This is a genomic window from Aeoliella sp. (genome assembly GCF_965227375.1).
In the GTDB taxonomy this organism is placed as follows: Bacteria; Planctomycetota; Planctomycetia; order Pirellulales; family Lacipirellulaceae; genus Aeoliella.
Genome location: NZ_CBDDFX010000002.1, coordinates 2,386,280 through 2,406,779 on the forward strand (window position 1 = coordinate 2,386,280; position 20,500 = coordinate 2,406,779).

16 protein-coding genes, 1 tRNA gene and 1 pseudogene are annotated in these 20,500 nt (G+C 56.7%); 6 read left to right on the top strand and 12 right to left on the bottom strand.

What is annotated here, in order from left to right; genetic code table 11:
• Positions 1-101 precede the first annotated feature (101 nt).
• From ACQK2L_RS22360 to ACQK2L_RS22375, 4 genes are all read left to right on the top strand, one after another.
• Entirely contained in the window at positions 102-326 is a 225-nt protein-coding gene (locus ACQK2L_RS22360) for a hypothetical protein (protein WP_425399271.1), read from the top strand.
• A gap of 512 nt (positions 327-838) precedes the next feature.
• The gene (locus ACQK2L_RS22365; RefSeq protein WP_425399272.1) at positions 839-1,159 is read left to right on the top strand and encodes a hypothetical protein; all 321 of its coding nucleotides are present in this window, start codon (positions 839-841) and stop codon (positions 1,157-1,159) included.
• Positions 1,152-1,376, top strand: coding sequence for a hypothetical protein (locus tag ACQK2L_RS22370; RefSeq protein ID WP_425399273.1), 225 nt, complete (start codon positions 1,152-1,154; stop codon positions 1,374-1,376). Before ACQK2L_RS22365 ends, ACQK2L_RS22370 begins: the two co-directional genes overlap by 8 nt.
• The gene (locus ACQK2L_RS22375; RefSeq protein ID WP_425399274.1) at positions 1,373-1,981 is read left to right on the top strand and encodes an MT-A70 family methyltransferase; all 609 of its coding nucleotides are present in this window, start codon (positions 1,373-1,375) and stop codon (positions 1,979-1,981) included. Before ACQK2L_RS22370 ends, ACQK2L_RS22375 begins: the two co-directional genes overlap by 4 nt.
• 348 nt (positions 1,982-2,329) lie before the next feature.
• Here the strand turns inward: ACQK2L_RS22375 and ACQK2L_RS22380 are convergent, their stop codons facing one another.
• From ACQK2L_RS22380 to ACQK2L_RS22400, 5 genes are read right to left on the bottom strand one after another with little or no spacing between them, the layout of a single operon-like run.
• Positions 2,330-4,444 (bottom strand): hypothetical protein, encoded by a 2,115-nt coding sequence (locus tag ACQK2L_RS22380; protein ID WP_425399275.1) that lies wholly within the window; start codon positions 4,442-4,444, stop codon positions 2,330-2,332.
• Entirely contained in the window at positions 4,441-5,301 is an 861-nt protein-coding gene (locus tag ACQK2L_RS22385; RefSeq protein WP_425399276.1) for a TRAFAC clade GTPase domain-containing protein, read from the bottom strand. The genes ACQK2L_RS22380 and ACQK2L_RS22385 overlap by 4 nt, the downstream gene beginning before the upstream one ends.
• Complete coding sequence (locus ACQK2L_RS22390) at positions 5,292-6,215, bottom strand: TRAFAC clade GTPase domain-containing protein (protein WP_425399277.1); 924 nt, start codon at positions 6,213-6,215, stop codon at positions 5,292-5,294. The genes ACQK2L_RS22385 and ACQK2L_RS22390 overlap by 10 nt, the downstream gene beginning before the upstream one ends.
• 19 nt (positions 6,216-6,234) lie before the next feature.
• On the bottom strand, positions 6,235-7,299 hold the full coding sequence (locus ACQK2L_RS22395) for a GTPase-associated system all-helical protein GASH (RefSeq protein WP_425399278.1): 1,065 nt from the start codon (positions 7,297-7,299) through the stop codon (positions 6,235-6,237).
• Positions 7,296-8,618, bottom strand: a complete 1,323-nt coding sequence (locus ACQK2L_RS22400; RefSeq protein WP_425399279.1) for a metallophosphoesterase — start codon at positions 8,616-8,618, stop codon at positions 7,296-7,298. Before ACQK2L_RS22400 ends, ACQK2L_RS22395 begins: the two co-directional genes overlap by 4 nt.
• Positions 8,619-9,633: 1,015 nt before the next feature.
• Here ACQK2L_RS22400 and ACQK2L_RS22405 point away from each other — a divergent pair.
• Positions 9,634-10,830, top strand: a pseudogene (locus ACQK2L_RS22405) (recombinase family protein); the annotation flags it as partial.
• Positions 10,831-11,133: 303 nt separating this feature from the next.
• Here ACQK2L_RS22405 and ACQK2L_RS22410 read toward each other — a convergent pair.
• Positions 11,134-11,307 carry a hypothetical protein gene (locus ACQK2L_RS22410; protein WP_425399280.1) on the bottom strand — a complete coding sequence of 58 codons (174 nt, stop codon included), beginning with the start codon at positions 11,305-11,307 and terminating at the stop codon, positions 11,134-11,136.
• 19 nt (positions 11,308-11,326) lie between these two features.
• Positions 11,327-11,400: transfer RNA gene (locus ACQK2L_RS22415), tRNA-Met, on the bottom strand.
• 392 nt (positions 11,401-11,792) lie between these two features.
• Here ACQK2L_RS22415 and ACQK2L_RS22420 point away from each other — a divergent pair.
• Positions 11,793-13,295 (top strand): prenyltransferase/squalene oxidase repeat-containing protein, encoded by a 1,503-nt coding sequence (locus ACQK2L_RS22420; RefSeq protein WP_425399281.1) that lies wholly within the window; start codon positions 11,793-11,795, stop codon positions 13,293-13,295.
• 664 nt (positions 13,296-13,959) lie between these two features.
• Here the strand turns inward: ACQK2L_RS22420 and ACQK2L_RS22425 are convergent.
• The 5 genes from ACQK2L_RS22425 to ACQK2L_RS22445 all read right to left on the bottom strand — a co-directional run bounded on the left by ACQK2L_RS22425 (position 13,960) and on the right by ACQK2L_RS22445 (position 20,488).
• A complete protein-coding gene (locus ACQK2L_RS22425; RefSeq protein ID WP_425399282.1) occupies positions 13,960-15,633 on the bottom strand; it encodes a DUF7453 family protein in 1,674 nt (557 codons plus the stop codon).
• Complete coding sequence (locus ACQK2L_RS22430; RefSeq protein ID WP_425399283.1) at positions 15,600-16,853, bottom strand: leucine-rich repeat domain-containing protein; 1,254 nt, start codon at positions 16,851-16,853, stop codon at positions 15,600-15,602. The genes ACQK2L_RS22425 and ACQK2L_RS22430 overlap by 34 nt, the downstream gene beginning before the upstream one ends.
• Positions 16,854-17,005: 152 nt before the next feature.
• Positions 17,006-17,269: a hypothetical protein gene (locus ACQK2L_RS22435; protein WP_425399284.1), complete on the bottom strand. Its 264-nt coding sequence runs from the start codon at positions 17,267-17,269 to the stop codon at positions 17,006-17,008.
• Between the two features lie 150 nt (positions 17,270-17,419).
• Entirely contained in the window at positions 17,420-19,012 is a 1,593-nt protein-coding gene (locus tag ACQK2L_RS22440) for an FMN-binding glutamate synthase family protein (RefSeq protein WP_425399285.1), read from the bottom strand.
• A gap of 24 nt (positions 19,013-19,036) precedes the next feature.
• A complete protein-coding gene (locus ACQK2L_RS22445) occupies positions 19,037-20,488 on the bottom strand; it encodes a cytochrome b N-terminal domain-containing protein (RefSeq protein ID WP_425399286.1) in 1,452 nt (483 codons plus the stop codon).
• Between the last annotated feature and the right edge of the window lie 12 nt (positions 20,489-20,500).

Below are 20,500 nucleotides of genomic sequence, written 5' to 3' on the forward strand. Positions count from 1 at the left end.
ACTCCCTCTCGCCCTGGTTTTCACGATTAACCGTGCCAGAGTATCGCAGCGATGGCAACTCCCGAGAGCAACACGAAAGACTCTTCAACAAGGATCATGTCATGGCCAATAAGTTGTCCGACGCGAAGCAATCACTCATCCGTGCTCAGGACGCCGCCCACACACGACTAGAAGAATTGGACGCTGAACGCCGCGAGATCAAGGCGTCTATCAGGTCGCTTGCTGCGGCCCTCAAAGCGCTCGACAAACCAAGCCGGCGTGAACCGAACAAGCAAACGGCGGATTCTGGCCCGGTGCGGCCCGAGCCGACCAGTCGCGAGCCGTAGTTTCTCGTCGCCACACGCATCGGACGCCTGGAGCACCAAGCAATATCGTTTGTTTATTGCTTGGCGGATTCTGACGCCGAACTTCTTGCGGATGCGCCTTTCGGAAACGGCTCACCGGTACAGACAATCTGCGCCATAGCACAACGCTCGTCGCGGCGAAAACTCTCAGGTCTGAGATTGGCCCCAGAATCGGATTCTTGCTGGCCGCTTTCCTGCGAACATAGCAGTAACAGACTTTGACTCCTACAGCCTCGCTAGATTCGTAATCGGAGTGATGATGCACAGCAACAAACGCCCCGCGCATGAGTTTCGCCTAGGGTCCATCCGCGCGTCGATTTGGGCGAATGCGAACGACCGACAAAATGTGTGGTTCAACGTCTCCATCGTGCGTTGTTATCGAGACGGCGAGGAGTGGAAGACAACCAGTTCGTTTGGGCGTGATGATCTACCGCTGGTCGCGAAAGCGTCTGAAATGGCGTACGCGTGGATTTGGAACCAACGGGGAGAAGACAATGCCTCTTGAACAGCAACGCCGTTCGCAGCCCGTAGCAGTCTTGGGGGCTGGACAGTTGGTCTCCCATCTTTATCGGCACGATGGGGAAAGCGGCCCGTCGGAATATCGGTTCAGCGTGTGCCGAATAGCCGAATCGTTGCAAACGACCCACGGGCTCCGTGCGGGTGATCTACGGGACTTGGTCAAGCTCTGTCAGGTGCTGGCCTTTGCCATCGAAGACGACGGTTGGCTGTCACCGGCAATGCAAACGGAGCTACGAATCCTGTTCGACGAACTGGATGAAATCACTCGCCGCTGGAGCGAGGCAGCACATGGCTAGGCCAATCCTGGAACTACGACGAGGTTTGATCAAGGTCCGTGTCTGGCGACGCAGGTCGAAGCGAGGCGGCTTTTCGCTGAGCGTAGTGCGTTTGTTCCGCAACGGTGATCAATGGAAGGAATCATCCCGGCTAGGTCGGGACGACCTCCCGCTGGTCCGCCTCGTACTTGACGAGGCATACGAGTGGATGCTGACCAACGAGGAACGGGCGAAGTGAAACAGGGACTTGGCAATTCGGAAATCGAATCGGGTGCGTCTGCGGCCGCATCGCCGCCAACGATCGCGACCGACTTGCCCGCGTTAATAAGCACCGGCGTCAAGTTCGCCACGGTGTTGGCCGATCCGCCGTGGCGTTATTCCAACACCGCCTCGCGTGCGGCGGCCGAGAACCATTATCGCACGATGACGATCGCGGAGATTTGCAGCGAGCCGATTTGTGAATTGGTGCTAGACCAAGCGCATCTTCATCTCTGGACGACCAACGCATTTCTCGAAGCCGCCTTCCGTGTGATTCGTGCCTGGGGATTTCAATACAAGTCGTGCATGGTGTGGGCGAAGCCGACGATCGGCATGGGGAACTACTGGCGTGTATCGCATGAATACTTACTGCTGGGCGTCCGTGGCCGCCTTCGCTTCCGCCGCAATGACCTAGCGAGTTGGCAGGTCGAGCAGAGAACGCAACACAGCCGCAAACCGTTTCGCTTCCGCGAGCTTATTGAAGAAGTCAGCCCCGGTCCGTACTTGGAACTCTACGGCCGTGAAGAACAGCCTGGCACGGGCTGGACTGTCTATGGCGATCAAGTGGAACGCCGGTTGTTTTGAAAAGCGACTCGCGATTATACCTCTCGATTTCACAATAGAATAATCGATCACTTTTCGAAGTGCCGCTTTGAGTCTCAAGCGACGCGGCAAGAAAGTGCGCTACACGACCGTTGACAAAATCGCTCGTTTTCTGACGGCCAAGCCACGCTGGGGTGCGTATGCGCTGATGACGTAAGTTCGGCAATCGAAGCGGCGCTGGCTAAGGCTGGTGTTAAGCCAGTAGCGGCTATGCGTCCTCTAGGGGCGGAAGGGGACGTGGAAATGCAGGAACCGCCGAATAGGGAATTATCATAAGTCGATACGACCGCAGATGCATGTTACTGATGCGGCAGCGGGCTCTGTAGATACTCAAAACCAGTAACTGTACCTTTCTGCCGCCCTTTGTTGGTCCGTATTCGCATCCACATCCCCCCGCTTTACTTTGTCGATCGCCTGTCCCAGGAATACTTTCTCTATCTGGTCTAGTCCCCAGCTCCCCAAGACTTGCTCAAATGCGAATCCCAAAGACGTACAATGGATGAAGGTCTCAACTGACCAGTTCTTCTTTACGCAATATTCTAATAACCCCATCCGTAGTTTCTTGCATCGATCCCACCACATGCCACTCTGTGGCAATCGTGCTTGAAGCATATCCCAATGGCGATCGGATACCTCATTTTGCATCGCTGCTTCGTACACGGCAGGGAAACACACACGAGTAACCGACTCTGCCAATTGCTCGTCAGTTGTGTCAAAAGCAGCGCAGAGCATTATCACGTAGGCGTGGCAAAGCGTTTGCCGAGTCAGGTCTGGGGTTCTGGAATGCGCTTGCTGCCAAGCTTCAAGTAACGCAACGTCGAACTTGTCCTTCGATATATTCGTGCCCAGCAACGCTAAGCAAGCGGCCTCCGCACTCGCCTCGCCTTGACTCCTCAGCCAAGCCAAGCATTCATCGCTATTGTTCCGAAGTGCGGCATGCCACTCTCCGGCCTGTCTGTCCATTAGCGATAGACTACACGGCTGCAAGGATAGTAGTAGGGGGACGATGCTCGGGCCGATCGAGTCTGTCAATTCCTTCCCGCAGTCTTGCCGGCCAGCAACGATCCATGCTGCGAGGACACGTTTTGCAGAGTCCGCATTCAACTTTGCTTGTTGAATAAACTCGTCGCTGAGAGATGACAACGTCAACTCTGGACATCTCCAGACCTCGCTTACGCCAGCAAGCGATATGTTTTTTTTCACCACCTCCGCTGCCAAATCGCAACGCTCCGCCGCCATTCTGGCGATGCTGTCTTTGCTCATGACCTCAGCAACAGCGGCTGTGAGGTAACTCACCATTTCTGACTGCTTTCGGTTCGCCACTTCTATGAGCAAACTCCAAGCCTCTTCCTCTTGTCCCGTCCACAACGTGCTGAACCGATCGCAGACTGCCAGCGATGATAGATCGTATGCGCTAGACGCCCTCTTTTGCAGCAGAAGGGCCCGTAGTACGTCTGCGTCCTTCATCTTCTCGAAAAAAGTTCGCTGCGGTTGTGGTCCGGCAATTGCAGTCTTGAGCGTCCCAGCTTCCTTCTTCTTCGGAAACTCTCTGGCAACAGCAGCGACAATTTCCGTCAACTGTTTGTCACTGGTCAATTCGGCAAAACACACGCTATAGCGTTGGAAATCAGCCCGAGTGTAATGTTCTGAATCTGCATACACTTTGAGGAATCTCTTTAAGCTGCCGTCACTTTCATCGAGAAGGTCTCTGGTGGCCGCTATCATCCATACATGGTCTCTGTGTCTATCGTGCCTTTCATTCAAATCTACGACTCTCGCTTTGCTGCTCGCCTTCTGCACAAGTCGCTTCTCATTGGGGATGGACTGGACATCGAGGCGGTTTTCGCCAACACGTAGCTCCAACGCACCAGTGCAAAATGAGAAATGGTTGCGGAGTGATGGCCATTGTTGTCGCCAGATTGCGAGCATAAGCCCCTCATACTCTCCCGAACTTTTCGTTGGAATGGCAACGATCTCTTCAGGGTATCCGTAGACAGCGTCGACTACATGCTTGATACGGTCGAATTGGTCGGTGGTTTGTATCCGTCCGCCTGACTCTGGGAGCAGCACAGGTCTTGAGTACTCCTTCACATCGTCGCCGCTAGGCTTACGAAAAGCCGCTAGCAATTTGTCGAATGCTTCGAAGCGGCCCAGGTCCGCGAATTGAATAAGGAGTGTATGCGTCCACACGCAACCAGGCCTAGGTTGCTCCTTGGCAAACCAAGTCCTAGCAACCGCGAACAACTCGTCTTCTTTGAGCGGGTATCCTGTTAGGTAACCATCGAATCCTGACTTGTATGAAGCACCTGACAGATCGCTCATCATCCTGGCATGTCGTTCTCCGGACTTGGAAAGTGAGCAAGATGCAGACAGTAATCTATGTCCCCCGGAGTAACCGTGCAGCATTTGCTCCATGCAGATTGTGTTTTCGCCGGTCGCGCTCATAGGTCCACCGCCGTCATCAGCCAGCGAAGCGGTGTTGTAATGTCATTGCCTGTTTCGCCGCCTTCACCAACAATGTGAATTCGTTCGATGGGGCGATCTAGTTCTCGCAGTCTTTCGGCATCGCGGGGAAGCTGTCCTCCCTGCGCGCTGACGCCGAAAAAAGCGACTTCCAGACAGTCGTCATTGCAGCACAGAAACTGCCACAGCAGCGGCAATTCGCGTTTGATCCAGTCAGAGGGGGAATTCACCGCGTCGATCCGATCCCACGCCGACACGACCACGCCCAACCGCAGGGGTCGGTTTGCGTTCAACCGGAGCACACACTGAAGCAGGTCCACCAGTTGTACCTGAGTTGGCGACTGCTGAGCGTCCCATTCCGTCAACTCCTCTACATCGTCTTCCTCGTCACCATCCTCTTCCAATTCCTCGACGATTTCGGCGGTTTCGCTGATGAGGATTTCTTTCTCGACCTGATCAGGATGCACGAAAAGCAGCATTCCTTCCGCACTGATTATCGCTTCGGCACGTTCGCGATTGAGCTTTCTGTAACTCCAAATCGACTCGTAGGATTCCCCCGACAGGTCAGGGATGCAGACCTCTAGTTCGCCGTCTATCGCATCACAAGCCAGAATCATTGACACTTGGCTTTCAGCACTCGGCACAGTTCGATCTTGGATTTCTGCGTTTACCCATCTCTCCCGAATGGAATTTAGATACTCGTGATCGTCGTGGAACCGTTCCAGGCGCAAGTCAGTACCGGAATTCGCGGAACTGAGTACGTGCCACAAAGCCGCAAGGAAGGTGGTCTTGCCTGTTTCTGGCAGCCCGATCAGTACATGCTCTTGTTTCACGGACATTCGCGACCTCCATCGACTTCGGCGCCTTGACGGAGGAGAAGCCGATCGAATTCAGAATGACAATTCGCGTCGGACACGCTGCTAGTAAGGTCAATTTGCCGCTGCGGACGTTCTAACCACGAGGCAAAGGGTGAGCTCAATCCGTGGCCAAGCCGAAATTCTGACGTCTCTCGTCTTGGTCGTGCGGCAATATCGCCTACCGATAAAATTGCGACCTTGCCCTGGAATCGGCCGACGATTTCATCCTTCAGCAGATCTGAAAACCGCTTTGCTGCCTCGTCGGCAAGCAAATCGCATTTCCCCACCAACACATGAACATTGCAGTTACGGTCGAAATGCCCAGCGTCGTGCAGAAAACCCAGAAACTGTTCCACTTCGACCTTGGCTGCATGCTTCTGACCGGAGTCGGCGATGCGTGCACCGTCAACGAGAATGACAATGTGGTCGGCCCGTTGAAACAGTGCAAACTTTCGACACTCATCCATCGAGTGCCGAATGTCCTCATACTCTTCTCCAGATATGTCTGTAATCAAGACGTCTCGTGCCTCTTCGGTCAGATCCTCTGACCGTACGCGGAAATGAATCAGCCTCTGCTCTGTGCCGACCTTCGTTCGCTCCATATTCGGTTCTATTCCACGGGAGATCGTCCTCCCTAAGAAGCAACGCCGATCCAATCCGATGCAAGTATCCGATCCGGCGAACATGAACCCTGCAAACGGTCCGCGCTGGAAGCAATGGAAGAGACTGGCGATGAGAGTCGTCTTGCCTGATCCTGGTGATCCAGCCACCACTACCAGTGAAGTTTCTCTGGCGCATGTGATCTGGCGTGACTCAGCGATCGTCAACGCTTCGCCCGAGTATAGCGCAACGTGCTGCTCCTCCTTTGTTTGCCTTTCGGGCGTTGCCTCGCTCATTGAGCCACTCCGTCGTTACTTATCCTAACTTCCGAAACATGCACTCGCGGTACATTTGGTATGCCAACTCAGTTCCACTAAGCTTTGTGTTGGCCGCAACACCCGTGAGCGACTGGGCTGCACTACCCCACGACCCATCTATGTCGACCGAGTGCCTAATGGCTGCCGTCAGCGGACAGAGCGAAAGCAAATCCCGGTTCCCGTCGGCCGCAAACCACTGATTTCTCCATTCCGGCGGGGCCTTGTTGACTGCGGTCGTCAGCGTTACTGATTCGGACGGATTACCTCCGACATCCTCTAAGCATCGATTTAGTACTGCTTGCGTCGCGACAGGTCCCGGTTGTTGTTCGATCAAATCGGCAAGCTCCTTGCCAATCACGATTGCCGCACCCGGAAGCCCGATGTCCTTCAATGGTTGACTGAGATCCCTGCTGTAACGTCCTGTCATCCACCACAGAATATCCGAGTCTTCCCGATACAACGCCTGTGCTTTTTCCAGTCGATTGGCTTTCTCCGATACTGCGGCAATGCTGCTTCTGAGTTTTTCGAGTGCCGCCCGCACGTGTGGCCCGCCTTGCTGGAAGTTGTTCGCGGTCTCCGCCTCCTCAATTTTCGCCGCTTCGTCTGCAAGTTTGGAGACCGGGGCTCTCTTCGTAGGAACGTGCTGGCGAAGCAGACTAGAAGCGCGGTCCAGGATGCCGCTTGCCGCCTCGGGAATCGAGGGGGCGAATATCTTGCTCCTTCTGCCGAGCAGCGTCGGACACACAAGAGCATACGCTGCCATATGTCCGGTTTGATCATTTTGCTGCGCTGCGACATGAAATAGACACACCCCAGCGAGTAGCCTGACTTCGACCGTGTTCTTAGTGGAGAAAGCGTTGTCTGCCTCGAATAGGGCTTTGTGGAGGACATCGCGCGTCGCACCGCTCTCCGTGAGCCCGTGAAACAACCGACCAAGGCCGACGATTCCTGAATCGTCGATATCCTCCGCCGACAGCTCAATCGCAGTCCAGCGCTTCGTCAGCGTTTCGTGCTCAGGTTGAATGTCGGCTTCCCTGTACCAGTCACCGAATTGTTCGTTCATGTAGACTCCTCCTGAGTGCGGTATGGGTTAGCTTTGTATTCTCCGTCCCCGTGCTGTTCCTGTACCTTGTCCCACAAGTCTGCTAAGACGCCTTCGTCGCGTGCTCGCAACATGATGCTGTGAAACAATTCCGTATCAGAAAGCCCTTCATCCTCATCTCGAATAAGGTCTAAGTCGCGGACAACATCAAGGCGCCTTACGTGGGGAAGTTCGAAGAACCGGTACGTCAAAATTCTGCTCTTCTTCATCGCATTGCCCTCCTCGTCCAAGGGCTCGCTCTTCTCCGATCCTCGGTCGCCCTCAGTTTCTGCCGCAATCGGTTTCTGCGCGCTCCAAGGCTCAAGATCAAGAGTATGCTCTACGCATTGCTGACCGCCGCAGCTATTTGAGTCGGCAATAAACTTGGTGGCTTGTGAAGACCATACCCGCGGAAAGACATTTACTACGAGCTTTCGCGAATCGCCTTCGCCGACCACGGACACCGAGAGCCAGTTGTACCGGGGTTCCCATCCATCCTCACGACGATCCGGATGAACTGCCCCTGCCGCTAGCACAACGCTGTTGTCTATTCGCTTTAACCGATGGTGGTGTTTATGACCGAACAACTGCACATGGCATCGATTTCCCATGTCATCCGAAAGTTGCTCTGAGTCCTGCCACCAATCCGGGGGATGATGGCAAAGTAAGAGATCAGTGACGCCGTCATTCCGGTTCGGGAGTTGGTATCTACCGAGAATTATCTTCTTGTGGATATTGTCCTGGTGATCAGACACGATGGTGGAATTCACGCCGTTGATGCGCAACTTCGAGGAGTCGTTGAGCGTGAAGGTTTCCGACCAACACGGCTGTTGGAAGGTGATCTCACATCCGAATTTGCGCCCGAACCATGTGTTATATCCCTCGATTGTTGAGTAAAGCGGCTCTCCGGCTGCGGAATCGCCGAGGAGGTCCGCGAGCACAGCGTCGATCTCGTTCTCACCAGCCTTCCGAAGGCTTTCGTGAAGTTGCTTCAGTAAGCCACTCCGCTTTACCGTACCTTGGTCCACATCGTGGTTTCCGGGAACACACCACACATAGAGGCCATCCCGACCTACCGCCTCACAGAGTTGGTCGACCCACGCTTCGGCAATTTCGTACTCTCGTTGCTGACCGCTGAAGCCGATGTCTCCCGAAATCAGAATCCCGTCTGGCTTCCCGTGCTCGCCTACAAATGCCTTCGCATCGAGCACAAGTTCATTCCGTAAGTCCTCATCGATGTCGGTTACATCGCCGCTGGACTTGCGGAAGTGGATATCCGAGATGTGCAAAAACAAAGTCATATAAGAGGCAGCCCCAACGTAAACCCTTTCTTGAGAAGAGTTTAGTGAATATACCGGCGGCTGCTCGGTAATTCAATCGCACATGATATTTCGCACCGACGAAGGCACTGGTAAACCAGCGGTTTTCGCGAAGGCAGACGACGCATCAAGGTCGCCTATTTGCTAATGCATGCGGTCAGGAATGGCCCTTCCGCCAACTTTCCGAGCTACCTGCTTGTCCAACTCTAGATTCCGCTCAGCGTCACCTGAGTGACATCGGCCGTCTCGTAGCCGCAGATCACCTGGGCGGCTGCGATTCCGAAGCGACGGCGAATCTCGGTCGCCAAGATGTGTCGCAGCCTGTTTGGCGCCCAGCGTTCAATGTCGTGCCCTTTCCACCGCGGTGGATCGCCCGCCAGTAGCTACCAGTGCTGCTTTGCTCCTTGGGTTTCCGCTTGGGGTTGGCCTTGCCGTTCGAGCCTCATCGGTTCCTGCTGGGGAGGAGGAGTCTTGCGCTCGGCAGTTGGTTCACGCAATCGTGTGACGCTCATCGTGGGGGGGATTCTCGGGTCTGAGATTGGCCCCAGAATCGGATTCTTATTGATCCTTTGCGAGCGAACATAGAGGTAACAGGTTTTTGCCCATACGGCCTGGATTGTCTCGATAACAACCGAACACCGCCTGGACTGTGCATGGCAATCGAATTGAAAGGCGTTTGTTCTGACACGTCACGGAAGCTAGACCATTGAAGAAACCCGTTGAACTAGCCGCTGCGAAGAACGAGTCCGCACAGGGTAGCGATATGTCTGCCGATGGGCGTAGCGGACTACGAGCTATCGGCACGGAATTGTCATCGGACGGGCTAGAGCAAATCGCCATCCTTCTGTTGGCGCTTGGTCGCGAGAACAAGCCTGCGTCTAGGGGGCGCTCCAAACCGAAGTAAACGCGGCTGAGTAGAAAACGCGGCCAGCGATCTTGAAAGTCGGAGAAAGTACGCGACAATTTCGGTATTCCCCCACATATGAAAGGAACGCCGATGTACAAGGCAGTTGGTTATTTACGTCGCAGCACCGACGATAAGCAGGCTGACTCCATCGAAATTCAGCGGGAAGAGATTCAAGTCTACGCCGCCCAGCATGGGTACGAAATACTCCGTTGGTACATGGATGACGGCGTCTCTGGCCACAACGTCGATCGTGACGACTTTGTTCGCATGATCGAAGACGCAGAACTCAAAAATGATTTCGACTTTGTGTTGGTTCGGCATCAGAGCCGATTTGCCAGATTTCGTCCTGCCAAGACGATCCGCTATCTCGATCGTCTGGACGATGTCGGAGTGAGGCTCGTTACGAGCAAGCAAGGCGTCATCGACATTAACGATTTAGCGCAGTTCTTGATCGCTTCGATCGAAGCGCAAACGGACCACGCATTCAGCAAAACGCTCTCAGAGCTAACGATCCGAGGACAGTCGAAGCAAGCCAATAGCGGTTACTCGGCAGGACAGGCGGCGCCCTACGGCTATGACCGAATGCTTGTCGATGAGGAAGGCAATCACCGCACGCGCATTCAACGTGGCGAGAAAGTCGCAAAACCCGATGGCTGGCATACGACATTCGTGCCTGGCGACCCAGCGCTTGTTGCTCACGTCCAATGGATATTTGCCCAATACCTGAGCGGCGACAGTCCCTGGACGATCGCCAAATCTCTGAACAAACGCGGTGTGCCTTCGCCACGGGGCGGCAAGTGGAACAAAGGCACTATCCGCGACATGCTCAAGAATGAAATCTACTGCGGCGACTTCGCTTGGAACAAGACTCGCCAAGGCAGGTTTCATTCACTCGTGGACGGCAAGGCGACCGAACGGACGCGAAGTGAGAATGCGCCGACGAAGACCGGAAGGCGTAAGCACAAGGTTCTTGCGAACGACCGCGAGGATTGGGTTATTGTGGAGCAGAGCCACGAAGCGATCATCGAAAAGTCAGATTGGCTGGCGGTTCAGGTGAGAATGCGAAAGAACGCCACGCATCCTGGCGGGGCCCATGCAAAAAAGGGCTACGAGTATTTGGTTCGCGGTCTGGTGCATTGCGAATGCGGCGCAAAAATGCACGGCCGCATCACGAGGCGACGAAAGAATGGCAAAGTCTACGAAGCCCGTAAATATGTCTGTGCTGCCTATGACTCAAACGGCACATGCAAACATAACTGGGTCGCTGCTGACGAACTCCACGAAAAAGTGGTAACCCAATTTGTTGGAATCCTGAGAGACCCGCAAAATCTTGCTAGGCTTACGGCAATGATCAATCACCGCTTGGCAGCTCCCAATTCAGACGACGCCCAGGTTCAGTCTCTAACTCGTCAGCTCGCTGCGGCGGACCAGAAGCTCCAGGCCGGGGAAGACCGGCTGTTGAGCGTTCCTGAAGACATGTTGGAATCGGTCTACGAACAGATTCGCAAGGCAAAAGCCCAACGGAGGCATATCGAAGAAGAATTTCGCACACTCCAGGCAAAATCCAAGAAAGCTGATTCGGCTTGCTGGTCAGTTGACGACGTGCTGGCGACCATCGAGAAGCTGGCTGAGCAACTCGGCTCCAGTGAGCCGAAAGCGGTCCAGGCTGCTCTGCAAGCGAATATCGAGACAATTCAGCTTAGATTCCGGACCGAGCAAGACGGAAAACGCCGAATCCAGCGGCTTGCTGGGGGCGAAATTCATCTTGTTACGGAACGGCAAGTGGCGGGGGCCGGATTCGAACCGACGACCTCGAGGTTATGAGCCTCGCGAGCTACCTGGCTGCTCCACCCCGCGATAGGTGATTTGCTCAGCGGACGGTTTGCGATAACCGTTCCGCGTGAGTCCCACATTCTATGCCCGCTTACGGGTCTCTTCAATGGGGGACCGTGCCGATTTCCCGCTGCGACTGCCCGAATCGCCCGCGGAAGACTGCCCAAACGGCCATCTGCGATGGTTCGGGCGGCTACGGTATCTGATGGTTTTCGGCTCTCCGGCGGGAATGCTTGAGGGCGATTTGGCGAACTAACGGGAAAGACACCCTCGGCAGCCCGCTGGTTCGGGTGAAAATGCCGGTTGTCTTGCGAGTTCTGGTTGCCCGCGGGCCAGGAGGCCGATACCGTGAATGTGTACACCCCAGCGGCATGCCTCCTCTTGCGGCATCCATCCAATTTGCTCCACGCAATCCCATGCCGACAGCGGACCTCGAACTCGACTACCTGCAACGAGCCTCGGTCGAGACGCGTCCCGACCGCACCGCTCCGTCGTCGAGTGCCACGGCCGAGTTGCCGCCCGAGCCGCAAACCGCTTCGCTCATCGACCTCAGTGCGTGGATGCAGGAATCGCCGCCGTGGTTGATTAGTGCTGTCGTTCACATGGTAGCGCTCATCGTGCTTGGTCTGCTGGCCATGGCGAGTGTGGTAGAAGCTCCTTTCCTGCTCAACGCTCGCTACGGGGAGGAACTGGGCGAGATCGACCTCGACTCGATCGACGATCTCAACGTGCCGCAAGACGTTGTGATTGAACAAAGCGAACTGGCGCCGAACGAACTGCCCGAGGTGGTCGATCCGCTGAGCATGCCCGACCTGGTTCCGCTGAGCCCCGACGGACTGCTGGCTGCAAGCGATAGCCCATCCATCAGCGTCGGCCTGGCACTCAGTGGTCGGAACCCCGGCATGCGCGAGGCGCTGCGCGACGCGTATGGCGGAACCGCGTTGACCGACCAGGCGGTGATGGAAGGCCTGCGATGGCTCGCCCGCCAGCAGCGCAGTAATGGATCGTGGAGCCTCCGCGGGCCGTACCGCGACGGTGGCAATCGCGAGAACCGCGAAGCCGCCACGGCCATGGCGCTCCTGGCGTTCCAAGGGCACGGTCACACTCACAAGCCGCTGCCGGGCGATGAGTTTCCCAATGTCGTTGCCCGCGGCTGGAACTGGCTGCTCGCCCAACAATACGACGACGGGCACTTCTATGGCGACGTCGGCGACGCCCGGTTGTACACGCATGCCCAGTGCACGATCGCCATTTGCGAACTCTACGCCATGACTCGCGACGAGGACCTTCGCAAGCCGGCGCAGAAGGCGGTCGACTACTGCGTGAAGTACCAAACCTCGGCCGGCGGATGGCGGTACGAGCCCGGACGCGACGAGGACCTCTCGGTCACCGGTTGGTTCGCCATGGCGTTGCAGAGCGCTCGCATGGCGGGACTCGAAGTACCCAGCGAAACGTTCCAGCGACTTAGCGACTACCTCGACACCGTGCAGCACGAGTACGGAAGTCGCTACTCGTACCGCGCGCGCGGACGAGGAGCCACCCCAGCGATGACCGCCGAGGGGCTGTTGTGTCGGCAATACCTGGGGTGGGAACGGGACGATCAGCGTCTCCAGGACGGGGTTAGTTACTTGCTCAAGTTTTTGCCGGAGTGGGACGAACGCAACGTTTACCACTGGTACTACGCCACGCAGGTGATGCACCACATGGAAGGCAAACCCTGGCGGGAGTGGAATAATGTCATGCGGCAGCTGCTCCCCGAGCAGCAGGAAAAACGCGGCCGCGAACGAGGCAGCTGGGACCCCAACGGAGACCGCTGGGGCTCGCAAGGCGGGCGGTTGTTCACCACCTGCCTGTCGATCTACATGCTCGAGGTGTACTACCGCCACCTGCCGCTCTACAGCCACGAAGCGGCTCAATAATTCTCTGGGCACGTCTCCTATGTTTAGTTTGCGTAGCCACGACCAAGTTTGGTCGGGGCTCTTCGCGTCATTTGATTGTTCCGCTTTGTCCCAACAATTGATCCATTGGCCCAAAACCGGGGGTTTTGTCCCCTACATCGATCCATTGGCCCAAAACCCCAGGCGTTTTGGTCCCGCTCAAGTGGCGAAACCCCTTGTTTTCTCGCTAGAACCATTCGGGGGGTGCGACAAAACCCTTCGCGTTGTTCCCCGCATGTTTTGCGGTGGGACAAAACCATAGTCGCCGTTCGCTCCGCCGCTCCGAGCGTCCGTATCCCCTCCTCCGGGTGATTTGGCGAAGGCGACGCTTCGCTACCAATCAACTCTTCCCGCCAAATCGTTTGGGGGAGGGTTAGGGAGGGGGCCTAACTCACCAGAATACGTGAACACCCCAAACACCGCAGCAGTCCATCCGCCGTCTGGCGACGGCAGCTACGATTCCCATGAATACATTAGGCTGCGAACCTATTAGATCACACGGGCGCGCGGTTTCAACGGCGATTTTTTTACAACTGGCATTTCTTACCAAGGTGTCAATGACGACCGCCAGTAAAGCCAGGATACCGAAGCAGGTCCAACCGCTGAGACGTACTTCGATCGAGGCAGTCCCCAGAAAGAGAATGCGTCAGGCCACACAGCATTTCTCGTGTGAGGACATGCACGCTACAACAAAACAGGCAACTGCTATTGTAGTTGTCACAATAGAACTCGGTTCGGCCACAGCGACAGCGTTAGCGACGAAGAATCCACTTGAGCCGTCAGTAAACTCAGCATAAAAGGCCAGCTGTCCCAGGTCATTGAATCCACTACGGCGTCCGTCAGCGTTACCGCTTTGCTCAGTCATAACCAGCCGCGTTACGGTCCGAAGATCCTGAACGAACGGGTCGTCACTTACATTCATCTCTTCACCAGCGGCGACAATCAGCTGGAGATTTCCTCGAATGTCCTCTGCAAAGATCGCCGTCCGCCCTCGCCGATCCGTTAGCGGCTGCGTCAACCACGCTTCAAACGCGGTCTGACCGAGGCGATTGGTTGACACGGGCTGAAACGAATAGAATCGCTCGCCTTGAGCCACGCCAGGGGCTTGCTGACCGGCCAGCGCAACGATCGCGATTTCACCTACAGTGTCTTCCTTGAACACTCCCTCGCCACTGAGTTCCCCAAACTCTATGCCGGCAACTTCTCCATTGAATGCAAGATGGCCTTTGCTGTTCACTACCAACGAATATGCGTCGAATAGAGTCAAGCCATCGGGACCGTTGTTGAATGCGTCTCCCTGTTTGATTACCAATTCAACGTCGTCGACATCGCCCCGAAATATCGCGTTGCGAGATGTTGTCGCGCCTCTGAGTTCGGCATGAAAAACAACTTCTCCTGACGGTCCTACTACAGGTGTCGACCCGAGATCGTCGTAAAATACGTCGGCGTAGAGGAACCCTGGAGCAACTAAACCTTCTCTGGCAATTAACAAAGGCTGGCTGGATATCGAAGATCCAAAAACGGCAGTATCGTTTCCGATTATTCGCCGTGGGTCATCAACCTCCGCTAAGAATGCCAAATGACCGTATTGATTAATAGCGACTGAACTTATGGCACGACCGTACTTCTCTCCAGCCGTCGTGGCAGGCAGTGGATCTCCTTCTCGCAAGATGATATCTAAACTACCAGATTCCGTTAAACGATAGAGAATGTTGTCGTTATCACTCGTAACGTTAGGCCCACGCAATGTCCCGCGAGCGGCCAGGAAATTGCCGCTAGCTGAGAAACCATTTACGCCTACTGACGTAATCGATGCCAAGGCGACCTCCGATTGACCTGTCGGCATGTCACCCTCTCTTAGTAGGATATCGGTGCGCCCATCGGTTCGTGTGGCTGCAACGACTCCGATGATCTCCGGTCCATCAAGAGCGGCCAATACGAGCGTATCTCCAATATTGTTCAGACTAAAGAAATTCGCACTCAACAAACGGCGCGATTCTGCTGGCGAGTCTGGTAACGGGAATCCCTCCCTCGCCACAATACGAAGTCCATTGCCCACCGACTCGCTAAGGATAGCGCGATCGTTCGACTCATTGACTCCCGGGCCCGTCAAGAACCCTTCGAACGCTACATTCCCACGGGCGTCAACTACTACCCGCGATAGTCCGCTCTTTCGGATGCCAAGTTGCGTGTCGTTGCGAATTGGAACATCAGACAAAGCCACGGTCCGCACAAGATCTGCGGCGACCACTGCTTGCCCAGAAAGACACGCGAGCAATACAAAACTCAGGAATCGATAGTTGCTAGTGAATGTGTCCATGAGATTCGATCGTGGGAGCGGCATGATGGCGAAGCTTCCGTCTGGTACTTGTGCCGGTAGAATAGCCCGCACGCGCCGGCCAGTATCAGCACCAGAGTGCTCGGTTCGGGGACGACGGTCACGGTGTTTCCCTCGATGGCGTCGAAGGCGTCCAACTCGGCCGCATACAGCGCGTAGAGCGCCGGATCGACCCTCACGTTGTCGAGCGTGGAGATACTCAACAGCGAGCTTAGGTCGCTAGGGCTCGAATCCGCGAAACTCAGTCCGACTAACGACGCATCGATGACTTCGGTCGTTTCGCCGAGTATTGTCTCCCACGATTCCTGCGACAGTTCAGCGTCGTCAAGGCGCAGTGTGGCAATCTCGGCACTGTCGATGAACAATTGGATGAGATTATGTAACGTTGCCTGGGTGAGGTCGAGTTCGTTCAGATCATTCGTGTCAAGATAAAGCCCTCTTAACTCCGTCAACCCTGCCAGCGCACCCGACTCAATGCTCGTGATCTGATTCCGCGACAAGATGAGCCACCTCAAATTGGGCAGCCCGCTGAAGTCGCCCGACTCGACGCTCGTAAGTTCATTGTACTCCAAGTCGATCTCTTCCAAGTTGCTCAACGCACTGAAGTTACCCGACTCGATGCTCGTTAAATGATTGCCGTACAGCTCGATCCACTTCAGGCTCGTCAGCCCGCTGAAACTGCCCAACTCGATGCTTGTCAGTTCATTCTCGCGTACTTTGAGCGACAGTAGATTGGTCAGCCCACTGAAGTCGTCGAGCTCGATGCTTGCAAGTTCATTGTAGTCCAAGTTGACCCCTTGCAGGTTGGTCAGCCCGATGAAGCCGCCCGACTCGATGCTCGTGAGCTTATTGTGCTCCAAGTTGAGCCATTGCAGGTTGTTCAGACCGCCGAAGTCGCCTGTTTCGATACTCGTTACTTCATTGTATTCTAAGCCTAGCGATTGCAGGTTGGTCAGCAGGTTGGTTCCATCGAGATCCTGGATGGACCGCCTGTCAAGAGTGAGTCCACCGGTAGCTGCGGCGGGGTCGGCAGGAAAGCCAGGCGCTTCGCCGACGTCGAGCAGGCCATCGCCGTCGTCTACAAACGCCCGTGCCTGGCTAGGACTCAAGAGCGCAGCAAGCAGAAGCCCTGCTGCGCACGTGCGGAACCGTCGAATGTAAGAAGATTGGTGCGACGTGATCGAAATAATGAAGCGAATCATTAGCAAATTCCGGTAGGTGCGTTCTCACTAACAGATTCGCAGTATATCTTCAGCGGCGGGAACCTGCAAAGCTACGCTGACCAATCGGTTTTGCCGCGGCGTGTTCCCTACCCTCTGCACCCAGAATGTCTCCGCCGAGGCTCGCCGCCAGCTCAACTCGAGCCATGGAAGCGCGCGGGGGCCTCCAGAGTGGCAAGTTCCAACCACTCTGATTCGTGTTCGTCCGCCAGATCGAACTCGAACTCGCTCCACACCTGCTTGCCGCTCAGTGGCAAGCAGGAGCGAGTGGCTGGACTGGTGCTTGATAGAGTATCCGCACCGAGTTGCTCGAACCACGCATCAACCGGTGCTTCGTTGGGTTGCGCCGGCGGTCGCGATACACCTTCACGCGACTGGTTCGACGTGGTTGACTTCAATCAGACGACTCTCGCTGAAAGCCAATGGGACAGCTTAAATTGACACTGACCTTCACGCAATCAAATGGCCAAGACGGGCGGCGTCAGAAAGACAACCTCCAGGATCACCGTCGCTGCGCAGATCTAGCACCGAGCAGTAGCTGGTTGCTCCTACCCCTGCGCCCGGAAAGTCTCCGCTGAGGCTCGCCGCCAGCTCATGTCGATCAATGGGTGGCCGCACTTGCCGTCGAGAAGTTCGCCATCGGTCAGAAAGTCGTAAGCCTCTTCGTACGACATGACTTTGGTGGGGCTGATCCGTTTGTAGACGTGCAGCGGCTTGAGTCCGTCGGGGGTTTCGAGGCCCATGGCGGCCACCATTTCGGCCAGCGTCTCCATCGTGTTCTTGTGGAACCGGTAGGCGCGTTCCGACTTGCCGGCCACGTCGAGCGCGCGATAGCGCTTCGGGTCCTGCGTCGCCACGCCCACGGGGCAGGCGTTGGTGTGGCACGCTTGGGCTTGGATGCAACCGACCGACAGCATGAAGCCGCGGGCGACGTTGCACCAGTCGGCGCCGATGGCGACGTTGCGAATGATGTCGGCCGCGGACGAGACCTTGCCCGCGCACGCGATCTTGATCTTGTCTCGCAAACCGCAACCGACAAGGGCGTTGTGAACGAACACCAGCCCTTCGACCAGCGGCGCGCCCATGCTGTCGGAGAACTCCAACGGCGCGGCGCCTGTTCCGCCTTCGCCGCCGTCGACGTTGATGAAGTCGGGCAGCTGTCCGGTCTCGAGCATCGCCTTGCAGATGGCCAGGAACTCGTGGGGCATGCCGATGCAGAGCTTGAAGCCGACTGGCTTGCCGCCGCACAGATCGCGCAGTTGCTGCACCCACTGGCACAGCTCCTTTGGCGTGTGGAACGTGGAGTGGCCGGGCGGCGAGATGCAGTCCTGCCCCATCGGCACTTTTCGCGTCTCGGCGATCTCCGCAGTGATCTTGGCCGCCGGCAGTACGCCGCCGTGGCCCGGCTTGGCGCCCTGCGAGATCTTGATCTCGATCATCTTGATCTGCTCGTCCACCGCCTGCTCGGCAAACAGGTCGGCGTTGAAGGTTCCATCGTCGTTGCGGCAACCAAAGTAGCCGGTGCCAATCTGCCACACGACATCACCGCCGGGCCGCCGATGGTAAGGGCTGAAGCCGCCCTCGCCGGTCCAATGGGCAAAGCCACCCTTCTTCGCCCCGGCGTTGAGCGCGAGAATCGCGTTCGGGCTGATCGCCCCAAAGCTCATCGACGAGACGTTGAGGAGCGAGCAGGAGTAGGGCTGCTTGCACTCGGGCCCTCCTACCATGGTGCGAAAGTACTCGCTGCTCTTCTCGCACGGCGCGATCGAGTGCGGGCTCCACTCGTACTCGTCGGAATAGACGTCGAGCTCCGTGCCAAACGGCTTGAGGCCTTCGATGTTCTTGGAGCGCTCGTAAATCAGCGAGCGCTCATCGCGATTAAACGGCCGCCCACTGGTGTCGTCTTCGATGAAGTACTGGTGGATCTCTGGGCGGATCATCTCGAACAGAAAGCGAAAGTGCGCGGCCAGCGGATAGTTGCGCAAGATGCTGTGAGGTTTCTGCACCAAGTCGTACACGCCGAGCAGGGCGAGCGGGCCGCAGATTACCGCGCCGATCAGCCACCACGGTGATACAAGGCCACCCAACGCGAGAAACATCGCGGTTAGCAGCACGACAACAACGAACGGAAGGAAGCGCATGTAGGTAGTTCCTGAGCGGCAGAATCAATTGGCCGGTGATGGTGGATCGGAGGTTGGCTTGGGCGCTGGCGCGTCTTTGGGGCGGCGGGTTTCGAGGAAGTCGACGATGTCTTTCAGTTCGTCGGCGGTCACGGAACCCGCGAAGGCAGGCATGTTGTAGCCCCCGTTGTTGATGCGAATGATCAAGTCCTGCCGCGTTAACTGCTGGCCAATCGTGGAAAGCTCCGGCCCGCGATGGCCGCCGTGGCCGTCGATGTTGTGGCAGTAGAGACAGCCCTTGGAATGCACCAGCGCCCCCCCATGCGCCACGGGGCCCGTATCGGTGCCGATGATCTCTTTCGTCAGCGGTTTCACACCGAAGTCGGGCGACCAGGGTTCGTGGTAGCCATAGATGGTCAGCACCACCAAGCCCGTCAGGCCGGCGACGACGATGCCAATCGCCCAAGGCCGCTTGCTCGGCGCCCGATGCCCTTTGTTGGAAATCAGCGGGAGCAAGAAGAGTATTAGGAACCCCACGACCGGAGCGCCGAGGATGACCCACGTCTCGAGTTCGGCGGGCAGCATCGAAAGCACCGCGAAGTACCACCAGAAGTACCAATCGGGCATGGGGTTGGCTTCGATGCTACTGGGATTCGGCGGGTGGTCGAGCGACGGCGGCCCGATGAAGACCGAGCACAGCAAAATCACACCCACGACGATCGTGGAGAACACCACGTCGCGCCACATGGCATTTGGCCAGAACGGCACGCCGGACTTTTTGAGTCGCCCTTCGTACTCTTCTTTATAGGTCTTGGGATCGACCGGCTGGTCGGGCTTGGGCATCTCGGATACGCCATGCCGGAACAGCAACAACAGATGCAGCCCGACGCCGGCGAAAATCAGCGCCGGAAAGATGAACACATGAATCGCAAAGAACCGCGTGAGCGTGGAGCCGCCAACGGTGGTTCCGCCCATGATGAACTCGGCCATCGCCGGCCCGATGATCGGCGCGCGACCCGCCATCTCGGCAGCCACGGCCACGGACCAGACGCCGTTGGCGTCCCAACGCAGCAGCTGCCCGGTGAACGCCATGCCGAGCACGACGAACAGCACCACAACGCCGCTCATCCAATTGAGTTCGCGCGGGTACTTGTAGGTGGCGTGCAGGTAGACCTGCAGCATGTGAACGACCGCGAGCATCACCATGGCCGAAGCGCCGTAGTAGTGCATGCCGCGGACCACGCTGCCCAGCGGCGCGGTCTCGGTGATGTACTTCAAGCTCTCATACGCCTGATCGCCGCCCGGCACATAGGTCATCGCCAGGCAGATGCCGGTGACGACTTGCACGAAGAACGCGGTGAGCGTGGCGCTGCCGAACACGTACCACCACCGAGCGTCGCGGGGCACGATGTGCGTGACCAGCGGCACGACGTAGTCGGAGAAGCCCGACCGCTCGTCGAGCCATTTCCCCATGTTGCGTAGCAGTTGTCGGACCATGGATTAACGATC

What these genes read in the sequence shown, in the direction of transcription:
- ACQK2L_RS22360 (WP_425399271.1), top strand. Translation starts at nt 102, where the DNA reads ATGGCCAATAAGTTGTCCGACGCGAAGCAATCACTCATCCGTGCTCAG.
- ACQK2L_RS22445 (WP_425399286.1), bottom strand. Translation starts at nt 20,488, where the DNA reads ATGGTCCGACAACTGCTACGCAACATGGGGAAATGGCTCGACGAGCGG.
- ACQK2L_RS22385 (WP_425399276.1), bottom strand. Translation starts at nt 5,301, where the DNA reads ATGTCCGTGAAACAAGAGCATGTACTGATCGGGCTGCCAGAAACAGGC.
- ACQK2L_RS22440 (WP_425399285.1), bottom strand. Translation starts at nt 19,012, where the DNA reads ATGCGCTTCCTTCCGTTCGTTGTTGTCGTGCTGCTAACCGCGATGTTT.
- ACQK2L_RS22410 (WP_425399280.1), bottom strand. Translation starts at nt 11,307, where the DNA reads ATGAATTTCGCCCCCAGCAAGCCGCTGGATTCGGCGTTTTCCGTCTTG.
- ACQK2L_RS22430 (WP_425399283.1), bottom strand. Translation starts at nt 16,853, where the DNA reads ATGATTCGCTTCATTATTTCGATCACGTCGCACCAATCTTCTTACATT.
- ACQK2L_RS22395 (WP_425399278.1), bottom strand. Translation starts at nt 7,299, where the DNA reads ATGAACGAACAATTCGGTGACTGGTACAGGGAAGCCGACATTCAACCT.
- ACQK2L_RS22365 (WP_425399272.1), top strand. Translation starts at nt 839, where the DNA reads ATGCCTCTTGAACAGCAACGCCGTTCGCAGCCCGTAGCAGTCTTGGGG.
- ACQK2L_RS22370 (WP_425399273.1), top strand. Translation starts at nt 1,152, where the DNA reads ATGGCTAGGCCAATCCTGGAACTACGACGAGGTTTGATCAAGGTCCGT.
- ACQK2L_RS22380 (WP_425399275.1), bottom strand. Translation starts at nt 4,444, where the DNA reads ATGAGCGCGACCGGCGAAAACACAATCTGCATGGAGCAAATGCTGCAC.
- ACQK2L_RS22390 (WP_425399277.1), bottom strand. Translation starts at nt 6,215, where the DNA reads ATGAGCGAGGCAACGCCCGAAAGGCAAACAAAGGAGGAGCAGCACGTT.
- ACQK2L_RS22420 (WP_425399281.1), top strand. Translation starts at nt 11,793, where the DNA reads ATGCCGACAGCGGACCTCGAACTCGACTACCTGCAACGAGCCTCGGTC.
- ACQK2L_RS22425 (WP_425399282.1), bottom strand. Translation starts at nt 15,633, where the DNA reads ATGGACACATTCACTAGCAACTATCGATTCCTGAGTTTTGTATTGCTC.
- ACQK2L_RS22400 (WP_425399279.1), bottom strand. Translation starts at nt 8,618, where the DNA reads ATGACTTTGTTTTTGCACATCTCGGATATCCACTTCCGCAAGTCCAGC.